Genomic DNA, 11,525 nt, shown 5'->3' with positions numbered 1-11,525 from the left:
TCTCGCGACCGTTGACGCCGCCGTCGGCGTTGACCTGCTCGGCGAGCATCTCGAGCGTCTGGCGCTCGGGGACGCCGAGGGTCGCGCCGGCGCCGGTGATGTCCAGCACGGCGCCGATCTTGATCGGGCCCTCCTGGGCGGCGCCGCCGGTGCCGGCCGGGGCAGGTGTCTCCTCGCCCTCGGCGCAGCCCGCGAGGACGAGTGCCCCGGTGACGACGACGGCCGAGAGGCGCAGCAGCGCGCGTCGCGAGGTCCGCGAGGATGGGGAAGGGTTACTGGGGGTCATGGCTGGTCCCATCTGCCACGTCGGCGTGGCTCTGGCTAAATGTGGCGGGGGGGTCCACACTCTTCGATAATCGAACGGAGGATTTCGATATCGGGTACAAGGTAGGAGTGAGGGACGAGCCGTGACAAGACCCGGGTACCCAACCGTTACCGTCACCGCAGGCGCCGCGATCGCCAACGGCGCCCCGGCCTCGCAGACGCTCGACCGGGGACTGCGCGCCCTGGAGCTCGTTGCTGCCGCGGCCCGGCCGATGACGACGGCCGACGTCGCGCACGCCCTTGACCTGCACCGATCGATCACCTACCGCATGCTGCGCACGCTCGAGGACCGCCGCCTCGTCGACCGGGACCCGGCCGGCGCCTGGCTGCCGGGCGCGGGTCTCGCGGTCCTCGCGACGAACGTCGTCCCGGAGGTCCGTGCGGCAGCCCAGCCCGTGATCGAGGCCCTGGCCGACGACACGGCGATGACCGCCTTCCTCGTCATCCGCGACCACGACGAGGCCGTCACCGTGTCGGTCGTCGAACCCCGCTCCGCGGTCGCACACGTCACCTACCGGCCCGGCAAGAGGCACCCGGTCCACCGCGGTGCCCCCGGGCTGGCGCTCCTCGCGGGTGCGAGGGAGAGCGCTGAGAGCAGCTCATCGGAGCTGCGTCCGGAGGTCATCGAGTGTCGGGACCGGGGCTGGGCCTACTCGGAGTCCGAGGTGCTGCCGGGCATGAAGTCCGTGGCCGCACCGGTGCTCGACGACGACGGCACCTGCCGCGCGGCGGTGGCGCTCGTCTTCGTCGGCGAGCACGACCTCGACACACTCGGCCGACGCGTGGCTGCCGCGGCGACCGAGGTCGCCCACCGGGCCCGGCACATGTCCAAGAGCCGTCCGACCGGACCTGCCTGACCGCAGCACACCAGCTCCGGTCCCCTCGGCCCGGCGCCGGCTCAGGGCCGGAGCCGTCCGTAGGACACCTCGTCCGAGTACGTCCCGTCGGGGTTCACGAGTCGCCCCGCGAGCACGCCCTCGCGCACGAAGCCCGCTCGCTCGGCGACGATCCCCGACGCCGTGTTGCCGACCTTGTGGCCGAGCTCGAGCCGGCCGAGCGACGTCGTGGTGAAGACCCACTCGACGAGCAGCTCCAGGCCGCGCACCGTCACGCCCCGCCCCCGGAACTCCGGCAGCACGCCGTAGCCGACGACGCCGACTCCGGGTGGCCCCATTCGGATGACGGACAGCATCCCCATCCGCAGCCCGGTCGCCTCGTCCACCATGACGAACCGCGCCGCGCGACCGCTCCTCCAGTCGCGCACGGCCCTGGCCGCCGCACGCCGCGCCTCCTGCTCGGTCATCGGCTCGGACGTGAACCCCCACCTCATCGCCTCGGCGTTGTTGTTCTCGGCGAGCAGCAGGTCCCAGTCGGTCGTGGTGACCGGACGCAGGCTGAGGACGCCGTCTGAGATCGACTGGACGTCCGGCCAGGGCTTCGCCGCCGGTCCGGCCTCCTCGCCCTCCCGCCGCAGCAGGTACGTGTCGATGACCCAGCCTCGCGACTCGCGCGCCCGGACTCGTGCCTCGCGGACCTCGTCAGCCACGTCGGCGAGTCGTCCTGAGACGAGGACCTCGTCGGGCGTCCCGACATGGGTTCCCCAGTGGAGCTGAAGGTCGGGATGGAGCTCGGCGAGCTCCAGGCCGCGAAGGTCGTCGTCGAGCACGACCGCGACGTCGCCGAGTGCCGGGTCGTACTCGTCGACGAGCGTCGTCCCGGTCAGGAGCCGGATGGCGCCGAGCGGGAGGCGGTGAGCCGCGGCCACCAGCTGCGGTGCTCCGACGCCGGCGACGACGTCGACCTCGGCGGAGAGGCGCGCGCCCCAGCCGGCGGCCACCTCGAGCTCCGGCCCCCCGAGGACCGGATCGCCCCACGCGAGCACACCGACCGCCTCGTCCTCCGGAGCGAGGTGGGTGAGCGCGTCGACGCCGGCCTCCACGAGCCGCTCCGTCACTCCACGGTCGTATGCCGCTGAGTCCCTTCCGCCGGCATCCTCAGGCTGGTGGTCGGTGACCTCGACGACGCGATGGGCGCCGATGTCCGGGACCACCTCTGCACAGAGGGCCCGCTTCGCGGCGACCCGATCTCCGGCCTCGGGGCCACGCTCGAGGAGGACGAGGACGTCGACGGTGCGCAGCGTCCCGACCGCCTCGCGAGTGAGGTGCAGAGGGCTGCCGAGACCGATGCCGATGACCCGGATTCGCTTGACCATCAGCGTCTCCCCACTCTGGTGTCGTCCAACAGGGCATCGATGTCGACGTGCTGCTCGACGGCGGCTGCGAGGGTGTCGAGCATGCGTTCGCGACGCTCCCCGAAACCGGGAGCATGGGGCTCCGGACTCCAGTCGGAGCCGGCGTGCCGGGCGATCTCGGTGAGCCAGGCGCGACGGAAGCCGTCGCTCTCGAAGGCACCGTGCCACATCGTCCCCCACACCGACCCAGCCGCCCAGCCGTCGAGGAACGGCTCCGGATGCGCGTCGATGGGTCGGCGTTCGTGGCCACTCGACGAGCCGGCCCCGTCGAGTGGCCCCGAATGCAGGCCGTGGTGACGGGCGACGCCGTGGTGGATCTCGTAGGCTCCCTCGACGGCATGACCCCGCCATGAGCCGGTCGGCCGGGCGAGAACCTTCTGCGCGCCGAACTCGACGCGGATCGGCAGCAGCCCCAGGCCCGGCACGTTGCCCACGCGGCCCTCGACGTCATCCTCGATCTCGGCTGCGAGCATCTGGTATCCCCCACAGATGCCGATCACCGGCCGCCCGGCTGCCGCCCTCGCCACGAGCACGCCGTCGAGCCCTCGCTCACGCAGCCACGCGAGATCGCTTGCGGTGGAGCGGGACCCGGGGAGGATGACGAGGTCCGCGGCCTCGAGGGCGTTCGGGTCGATGGTCACGAGCACGTCCACGCCGGGCTCCGCCGCGAGGGCATCGACGTCCGTGGCGTTGGAGATGCGCGGCAACCGCACGACCGCGACACGCAGCCGGCGTGGTGCAGCGGGCGATGGTGAGCCCGCCCCCGAGTCGGACACAGAGTCGGATACAGAGAAGCCCCGCCACTGCGCGACCGCGAGGGTGTCCTCGCTGTCGAGCCACACGTCGAGCAGCCACGGGATGACACCGCGGAACGGGATCCCGGTCCGGCGCGTGATCTCCTCGAGGCCGGGCTCGAGGAGTGACTCGTCCCCTCGGAACTTGTTGATGACGAACGCCGTGAGCAGCGCTCGGTCCTCGGCGTCGAGCAGGGCCCACGTGCCGTAGAGCGAGGCAAGGACGCCGCCCCGGTCGATGTCGCCGACGACGACCACCGGCAGCCGGAACTCCCTCGCGAGCCCGAGGTTGACGTAGTCGCCGGACCGCAGGTTGATCTCCGCCGGCGACCCCGCACCCTCGCAGATGACGAGCTCGACGTCCTCCGACAGCTCCCGGTAGGCCGCGAACGCGGCGTCGCGCAGGTGAGCCCGCCCAGCGGCATACGCCCCCGCCTCGAGCACTCCGGCGGGAGCGCCACGGACGACGACGAAGGCACGCCGGTCCGTCCCCGGCTTGAGCAGGACGGGATTCATCGAGGTCGCCGGCTCGACGCCGGCCGCGACGGCCTGGACCCACTGCGCCCGCCCGATCTCGCCTCCGTCTGCGCAGACCATCGAGTTGTTCGACATGTTCTGGGCCTTGAAGGGAGCGACGCGGAGTCCACGCCGCGCGAGGGCCCTGCACAGGCCAGCCACGATGACGGATTTGCCTGCGTCCGAAGAGGTTCCGGCGATGAGCAGGCCGGAGGCCGGCACACGGGGACCTCCGGAGGACGCGAGCTGCACCGTCACATCCTTGCCGATCGCGCGAGTCGGTGCACATGGGTACTGGCGCGACGCGCGCGTTCGCGGAATGCTGTGAAGGACCAGTCTCGTTCGATCCGGGAGGGTTCATGAGCACGACAGCGGGCGAAGATCTCCACGAGGCGAATCGCGGGTTGTTCTCGAGCAGGCGGGTGTTCATCCTCGCCGCGATCGGGTCCGCAGTCGGCCTCGGCAACATCTGGCGGTTCCCCTACGTCGCCTACGAGAACGGTGGCGGGGCGTTCATCCTGCCCTACCTCGTCGCGCTGCTCTCCGCAGGCATCCCGTTCCTTTTCCTCGAGTACGCCTTGGGGCACAAGCACCGCGGGTCCGCGCCCCTGTCCTTCGCCCGGCTCTCGCGCCGCACGGAGGGCCTCGGCTGGTGGCAGGTCGGCGTCTGCTTCATGATCGCCGTCTACTACGCCGCTGTCGTCGCGTGGGCGCTGAGCTACGCGTTCCTGTCCTTCGGCAGGGCCTGGGGTGACGATCCGGACGCCTACTTCTTCGGCGACTACCTCCAGGCCGGTGAGCCCGGGGTGTCGCTCGACTTCGTGCCGGGGGTCCTCATCCCGCTCCTCGCGGTCTGGGGAGTGCTCATCGTCATCATGGCTCTCGGCGTCCAGAACGGCGTGGGCCGGACCGCGGTGATCTTCATCCCGATCCTCCTGCTCGCCTTCCTCGCTCTCGTCATCCAGGCCCTCCTGCTGCCGGGCGCCGGCGCCGGGCTCGATGCCCTCTTCGCACCGAACTGGTCCGCGCTCACCGACCCGGTGGTCTGGGCAGCGGCCTACGGACAGATCTTCTTCTCCCTGTCGATCGGCTTCGGCATCATGATCACGTACTCGAGCTACGTGAAGCGCCGCACCGACATGACGGGCTCCGCGATGGTCGTCGGTCTGTCCAACTCCGGCTTCGAGATCCTCGCCGGCATCGGCGTGTTCGCCGCGCTCGGCTTCATGGCCCAGGCCTCCGGCGTCGCCGTCGGCGAGGTCGCGACGTCCGGCATCGGCCTCGCCTTCGTGGCCTTCCCGGCGATCGTCAACGAGGCCCCCGCGGGTGCCCTGCTCGGCTTCCTCTTCTTCTTCTCCCTCGTCCTGGCCGGATTCACCTCGCTGGTCAGCATCCTCGAGGTCGTCATCTCGGCGGTCCGGGACAAGTTCGAGACGTCACGCCTGCGGGCGACGCTCGTCGTCACGATCCCGTGCGCCCTCATCAGCCTCATCGGCTTCAGCACCGCCAGCGGCCTCTTCGTGCTCGACATCGTCGACCACTTCATCAACCGCTTCGGCATCCTGCTCGTCGCCGTCGTGAGCATGCTCGTGCTCGCGTGGGGCGTGCGTGCCCTCCCGGGGCTGCGGGACCACCTCAACACCGATGGGTCGGTGCCGGTCCGCGGCTGGTGGATCGCCCTCATCTCGGTGGTCACGCCGATCGTGCTCGGCTTCGTTCTCGTCCGCGAGCTCGTCACCGTCATCCAGGAGCCCTACGGCGAATATCCGCAGTGGATGCTGTTCACCTTCGGGTGGGCGGCCGCTGTGCTCGTCCTCGTCGTCGGGTTCCTGCTCACCCGGATCCGCTGGCGTCCCGACACACCCATCCACGGCCGAGGGAGGGAGGAAGAATGAGCACCGGAGCCATCGTCATGCTGGCGGTCGCCGTCCTCGTGGTCTGGGGCGGCCTCGCCGTCGCGATCCTCAACCTGCGTCGCGGTGACACCGAGGAGATGATCCAGCACCGCGACCTCTGATCGTCCGCGCACGGCGGGCCACTCCGACACAGTGCGGGCGCCGAGGGGGCTCCCCCGGGACCCCTGTCGAGGTCCCGGGGAGCCACCTGCCGGACTCCCCCGGTGAAGGGCGCTCGCGTGGGAGCACCGGCTCACTCCGGGTCGCCGTCGGCGAGGAGCTGGTAGAGCCGACGCCGGGTCTCGGAGAGGATCTCCGTGGCCTCGGCCCGCTGCTGCGACGTGCCGGTCGTGACGACCTGCCACATCGCACCCATGACCTGGCCGACGACCGGCATGAGGCCGTCACCGCCCCCGCCGCCGGGTCCGAAGCCGCCGCCGTCGCCTTCCGGCTCCTCCTCGTCGGACTCGAAGGGAGCCCAGGTGGCCGCCATCTCGTCGGGGTGCTCCTCGACGTAGCGGCGACCGTCGTCGGTGAGGCGCAGGAGCCGACGACCGTCGACCTCGCGCCCCTCGACGAGTCCCTCGTCCTCGAGTTGCTGGACGGTGGGGTAGACCGAGCCAGGGCTGGGCTTCCATGCGCCGCCGGAGCGCTCGGCGATCTCCTGGATGAGTTGGTAGCCGTTCATCTCGTCGCCCGCGAGGACGTCGAGGATGGCGGCGCGGACGTCACCGCGGCGCGCCCTGGAGCGCCGCTGACGCGGTGGCCGCTGCTCCGGTCCGAAGCCCGGCCCGCCGAAGGACCGGATGAGGTCGTGGATCCACGGGGGCGGTCCGGGCCGACCGCGCCCCATGCCGCCCCAGGGCCCGCCCTCGAGGCCGCCCCAGCCGCCGAAGCCGGTCACCCAGTCGGGGCCGTCTCCACGGCGACCGCGTCCACCGCCACTGGGCCCGCCGTGTCGACCGGGTCCACCGTGTCGGCCCGGTCCGCCGGATCCGCCATGGCGGCCGGGACCGCTCGAGGCCCATCCTGATTCGCTGTGGTCGTTCATGTCGTCTCCCTGTCGTCGCGCAACTGTCGATCAGTCGCGATGTGTCAACGATATATCGAGAATGGGTCGCTCTCAAGGTTTTTTGTGGCCACCTTGCGGGTAAGACACCGAAAGTGCTTCATTGAGGGGGCCCCGCGGGCACGGCTACCGTGTCCACGGCATACGTCGACCGGCGCCCTAGGGAGGAGGACCCGCGTGCCGACCATGCACGAGGGCACCCCCAGCACCAACGGGGGATCGCCACAGAGCGAGAAGAGGACGGTGCGCATCCCCTGGACTCCGGCAGCGGCCCCGCGGATCCGCAGGACCCTTGTGGAGGACCTCGCGTCCCGGAAGGTCCCGGGCGAGGTGGTGGAGGAGGCCGAGATCGTCGTGAGCGAGCTCGTGGCCAACGCCATTCGCCACGCCAAGCCGCTCGCCGACGGCGCCATCCGCGTCCACTGGAAGGTCAAGAACAACGTCGTCGAGGTCGAGGTCTCCGACGGTGGTGGCCCCAGCATCCCGCGTCCCGCGCCCCCGACCACGTGGGCCCCGGGAGGCCGAGGGCTGCGCATCGTGCGGTCCCTCGCCCACGAGTGGGGGGTGCTCGAGGAGCCCAACGGTCGCACCGTCTGGGCCTCCGTCGGAGGCCCGTCCCGGCGCCGCACGCACTGAGCGCGTCCCGAGGAGGTGCCCAGCGGCATACGGCCGCTCTCCTCATGGCGTATGCCGCTGAGCGGGCGCCCGAGCGCAGGTGACCACCGACTAGGGTGGCATCCCATGGGCAAGGCTTCTCGACGTTCGCGCGCGGACCGTTCCGTCCGTGCCTCCCGCCCGGTTCCGGCGCCGTTCGTGCCGCGCCCCTTCGAGGGCCTGCCCGGTGAGACCGACTGGGTCGCCATGCGCGAGATCGTCCCCGCGGCGACCGCCACGGTCCGCTTCGCCGACGGCAGGGCACCGGAGGGGGCCCCCGAGACGGTGACCATCGCGACCGTCCTGCCCCTCGCCTGGCCCGCGCTGCACCGCGACAACGGCGACGTCCTCGTCGGCATCCAGTCCGGCAACGCGAGCGGCGACACGAGTCGCGACATCGCCCACGCCATCGAGCTCGCCGTCGCTGCGGAGCCGGGCAACCCGGTGACCACCCTGCCGGTCTCGACCGTCGACACGACACGTCTCCAGGACCTTCTCGACCTCGACGCGCCATTCGAGATCGAGGTGCACGAGGGCTTCGACTTCTGGGTGGCCGACACGGAGCTCGACGCGGAGGGTCAGCAGTCCCTCGAGCGGGCCAACGAGTCCGCCATCCCCACCGTGAAGCTCGCGTCGGCGCCCTCGGCCTACTGGTGCCGCATCGGCGAGCGCTGCTACGTCCGGTGGGTCCTGCCCTTCGACGAGGACACCGCGACGAGCGCGCTCGCCCGCCTGCACGCGGCCGGCACCTCAGCGCTCGGCGACACCGGCCGACTCCTCGGCTGCTTCCGGTCGAGCGGGCTGCTCATCCCCGTCTGGGAGGTCGACCCACAGGCCGAGCCGGAGAGCCACGAGGACGCGGTCGCCGCGATGAAGGGGCGCATCGACACTGCCGCGGCGTCCACGGAGCCGCTCACAGCGGCCGAGCGCGGGGCGCGGGCGGGCCTGACGAACCGCCAGGTCACGCTGCGCTGAGCGCCCAGACGATGCCCGACACCGCAGGGGGCCCAACGCCGGTCGCCGTCGTCATCCCGGCCAGGGACGAGGCGGAGCGGGTCGCCGCGACGATCAGAGCCGTGCGGCGCATCCCCGGCGTCGTCACCGTCATCGTCGTCGACGACGGCTCGCGTGACGGAACCGCCCGGGTCGCCGCGGAGTCCGGCGCCGAAGTCGTCCGGCACGCCCGCAACCGCGGCAAGGCCCACGCGCTCATGAGTGGCCTCGACCGGATGGCGGCACTCCAGCGGGCCGGACGGGTCGAACCGAGGGCGGCGGTGCTCTTCGTCGACGCCGACCTCGAGGACTCCGCCGAGGCGGTGGGGGCCCTCGTCGGGCCCGTCACCGCGGGTGAGGCCGACCTGACGATCGCGACGCTCCCGCCGCAGCGCACCCCCGGCGGTGGGCGGGGACTGGTCGTGGGCCTGGCCCGTCGGGGCATCGCCGAGCTCACCGGATGGACCCCGGTCCAGCCGCTGTCCGGCATGCGCTGCCTCTCGCCGGCCGCCGTCGGCGCGGCCACGCCTTTCGCGCGGGGTTGGGGGGTCGAGGTCGGCATGACGATCGATGTCCTCGACGCCGGACTGGTCGTTCGCGAGGTCCCCTGTGACCTGCACCATCGGGTCACGGGCACCGACTGGCGCGCTCAGCTGCACCGAGCGGGCCAGTACCGCGATGTGGCCCTCGCCCTGAGCACTCGCCGGCTACGGCGCCGATTCCGGCGGTCCCCGTCGGAATCGGCCACCTGACGTGCGCGCCCATCTGACTGTGTGCTGAGGCCCGGCGCCAGGGGGCCTCAGAGATGGTGCCGGTCTCGACGGCGGCGGACCGGTTCCCTCGTCCGTTCGATCGACATGAACTGCGCGACGGCCGAGATGACGAGTGGAACGGTGAGGATCATCGCGACAGGGGGGATCGCTGCGCCGGAGTCGTTGGTGAGGAAACCGATGACGCACATGACCACCACCGCGACGAGACCTGCCCGCAGCAGGGGCGCCTCATCGACGAGCCGGGCGAAGGGATCCGTGCCGAACCGGCCCGGCTGGAGCACGATGACCATGAGGAAGGCGAAGATGACGACGACGACCCCGAGCAGGACGGGGTCGGCGGTCGCGAGCTCGATGTTGGCGACGAGCTTGCGTGAGACCACGGCGAGACCGTCCCCGTCGAGCAGGGTCTGGAAGAAGCGTCCCGGGTGGGACCGGTACTGCTCCGGTCGACGCCAGTCGAGGTAGCAGACCGCAGTGACGATGAGTGCCGCTGCCGCGCCGACGAGGGCCAGGTTGCGCACCGAGACCCGGACGCCGGCGACGTGCATGAGCAGCAGCCCCAGTGCCGGGACCAGGGCGATCGGACCGCCGAAGTCCGCTCCCCAGGCAGGGAGCACGTCCACGGCGAGAGCGATGCCGCCGAGCGCGAGGACGGCGACGACCGCGAACCGAGGTGCGCCGCGGCGGATCAGGGCGTGGGCCACCGACGCGCAGAGCAGGAGGACGGCCGAGCCGTAGAGCGCGAAGGCCACGTTGCCCATCCCGTAGAACCGACCTCCGACGAGGGGTTGGAGGCCGAAGATCGAGGCCATCTGCAGGTGCGAGCCGGTGAGCAGGTCGACTCCGATGACCCCCGCAGTGACGGCGGACAGCAGAGCGAGCGGCCCCAGCGCCGAGGTGCTCCACGGTCCGCTGAGGCAGGCGGCGGCGATCACGGCGCTGATGAGCAGGACGAGGATGCTGAGCAGGGCGACGAGCGCCCAGGAGGGGGGTGACCACCGCCACCAGGGCACGAGGTTGGCCAGGAACGTCGCCGCGGGCATCCCGGCGGCGACCAGCCCGACGAGGCGGGCGAGGCGCAGCACCCGCTGGCGGGTCAGGCTGGTCCGCCACGGTCGGGCGCGACGCCAGGCGATCGCCAACACGAGGAATGCGAGCACTGTCGCGGAGAGCCACGCGACGAGGAACGGCACGACGATGCTGTGCATCGCATCGGCCTTGCGGTCGATGTCCGTGAGGACCGTCAGCTTGTCCGCGGCCGTCGACTCGCTGTTGTTGGGTGACGGGTCGACCGACAGTGCGCGACCGCCGATGGGCTCGACGGGCCGCACCCCGCCGCGTTGGAGGATCGTCGCCGTCACGTCGGAGATCTGGGCGATGCCGCGCATCCGGGTGGACGCCGAGGCGAGGACGCCCGGTGCATAGTGGGGCCCGGTGGCGGTGAGGACCCGCAGCCGCTCCCGGCGGTCCCGGTCGGACAGCCCGACGACGACGAGGTCGGCGCCGGTGGGCATGGCCTCACGCACCTGGGTGATCCGGCGCTCGAGCTCGTTGATCTGGGCGAGGTGGGCTGCCGGGTCGGAGTCCGTCGTCAGGACCGCGCCGGCGTCGACGATCGAGATCGGGCACTGCGCGAGCTCCGTCACCAGGGTCGCCACCTCGAACGGGGCATAGCGCTCGACCTGCCCGTCCGACGTCGCGGCAGCGATGGCGGCACCGGGGCCGATCGCCGAGACACAGGACGTGTGGGTCGCGAAGCTGTCGCCGAGCAGGCCGAGCCGAGCCTCGAACGCTGCTTCGCGGGACGCGGCCGCGAGGTCGTCGAAGCCCGCGATGGTGTGGCCGCCCTTCGCGTCGTCGAGCACCTCCGGCAGGGGCGTGCACTCGGGGCGGTCACCCTCCGCCTCGGGCCCGGCGGCCTCGCCGGCGGACAGGGTCGACCATCCGTCGGTGGGGCACGTCGTCAGGTGCAGCGTCTTGACCGACACCGATGCGGCCGCGCCGTCGCGAAGCAGGCCCCAGAGGACGGGTGTCTCCTCCGCGGAGACGTCGTCCCACGAGATCCCCCCGACGCCGACGACCACGAGGGACTCGCCGGGCGCCGGATCCGTGGTGCGGGGGACCGGCACGGTCTCCCGCGTCGTGTAGGACCAGGCCAGCGCTGCGATCAGCAGGACCAGCACGGCGACGAGCGCCTGGACGGGGTGCCTGCGGATCACGCTGGACAGACTACAAAGGCCCGGTGAGGTGCGGACC

Annotated in this window: 11 protein-coding genes; 6 read left to right on the top strand and 5 right to left on the bottom strand. The window is 71.7% G+C overall.

What is annotated here, in order from left to right:
- Nucleotides 1–286: ABC transporter substrate-binding protein (locus tag LOY02_RS06500; protein WP_317181522.1), on the bottom strand; the 286-nt coding region annotated here is incomplete at its 3' end.
- 121 nt (nucleotides 287–407) lie between these two features.
- Here LOY02_RS06500 and LOY02_RS06495 point away from each other — a divergent pair.
- A complete protein-coding gene (locus tag LOY02_RS06495) occupies nucleotides 408–1,181 on the top strand; it encodes an IclR family transcriptional regulator (protein WP_317181521.1) in 774 nt (257 codons plus the stop codon).
- A 41-nt stretch (nucleotides 1,182–1,222) separates the two neighbouring features.
- Here the strand turns inward: LOY02_RS06495 and LOY02_RS06490 are convergent, their stop codons facing one another.
- Together LOY02_RS06490 and LOY02_RS06485 are read right to left on the bottom strand one after the other, a co-directional pair.
- Entirely contained in the window at nucleotides 1,223–2,536 is a 1,314-nt protein-coding gene (locus tag LOY02_RS06490) for a GNAT family N-acetyltransferase (protein WP_317181520.1), read from the bottom strand.
- On the bottom strand, nucleotides 2,536–4,137 hold the full coding sequence (locus LOY02_RS06485) for a cobyric acid synthase (protein WP_317181519.1): 1,602 nt from the start codon (nucleotides 4,135–4,137) through the stop codon (nucleotides 2,536–2,538). The genes LOY02_RS06490 and LOY02_RS06485 overlap by 1 nt, the downstream gene beginning before the upstream one ends.
- Before the next feature lie 107 nt (nucleotides 4,138–4,244).
- Between LOY02_RS06485 and LOY02_RS06480 the strand changes: the two genes are divergently transcribed.
- Both LOY02_RS06480 and LOY02_RS06475 read left to right on the top strand, forming a co-directional pair.
- On the top strand, nucleotides 4,245–5,780 hold the full coding sequence (locus LOY02_RS06480) for a sodium-dependent transporter (RefSeq protein WP_317181518.1): 1,536 nt from the start codon (nucleotides 4,245–4,247) through the stop codon (nucleotides 5,778–5,780).
- Nucleotides 5,777–5,902: a methionine/alanine import family NSS transporter small subunit gene (locus tag LOY02_RS06475; RefSeq protein ID WP_317181517.1), complete on the top strand. Its 126-nt coding sequence runs from the start codon at nucleotides 5,777–5,779 to the stop codon at nucleotides 5,900–5,902. Before LOY02_RS06480 ends, LOY02_RS06475 begins: the two co-directional genes overlap by 4 nt.
- Nucleotides 5,903–6,033: 131 nt before the next feature.
- Here LOY02_RS06475 and LOY02_RS06470 read toward each other — a convergent pair whose 3' ends face one another.
- Entirely contained in the window at nucleotides 6,034–6,831 is a 798-nt protein-coding gene (locus tag LOY02_RS06470) for a PadR family transcriptional regulator (RefSeq protein ID WP_317181516.1), read from the bottom strand.
- A gap of 204 nt (nucleotides 6,832–7,035) precedes the next feature.
- Between LOY02_RS06470 and LOY02_RS06465 the strand changes: the two genes are divergently transcribed.
- From LOY02_RS06465 to LOY02_RS06455, 3 genes are all read left to right on the top strand, one after another.
- Nucleotides 7,036–7,485, top strand: a complete 450-nt coding sequence (locus LOY02_RS06465; RefSeq protein ID WP_317181523.1) for an ATP-binding protein — start codon at nucleotides 7,036–7,038, stop codon at nucleotides 7,483–7,485.
- Nucleotides 7,486–7,590: 105 nt separating this feature from the next.
- Entirely contained in the window at nucleotides 7,591–8,478 is an 888-nt protein-coding gene (locus LOY02_RS06460) for a DUF5926 family protein (protein ID WP_317181515.1), read from the top strand.
- A gap of 11 nt (nucleotides 8,479–8,489) precedes the next feature.
- A complete protein-coding gene (locus LOY02_RS06455; protein WP_317181514.1) occupies nucleotides 8,490–9,248 on the top strand; it encodes a glycosyltransferase family 2 protein in 759 nt (252 codons plus the stop codon).
- A 47-nt stretch (nucleotides 9,249–9,295) separates the two neighbouring features.
- Here LOY02_RS06455 and LOY02_RS06450 read toward each other — a convergent pair whose 3' ends face one another.
- Complete coding sequence (locus LOY02_RS06450; RefSeq protein ID WP_317181513.1) at nucleotides 9,296–11,488, bottom strand: hypothetical protein; 2,193 nt, start codon at nucleotides 11,486–11,488, stop codon at nucleotides 9,296–9,298.
- Nucleotides 11,489–11,525 lie beyond the last annotated feature (37 nt).

Source organism: Intrasporangium sp. (assembly GCF_032907665.1).
In the GTDB taxonomy this organism is placed as follows: domain Bacteria; phylum Actinomycetota; class Actinomycetes; order Actinomycetales; family Dermatophilaceae; genus Intrasporangium.
This window is presented reverse-complemented; position numbering and strand designations above follow the sequence as displayed.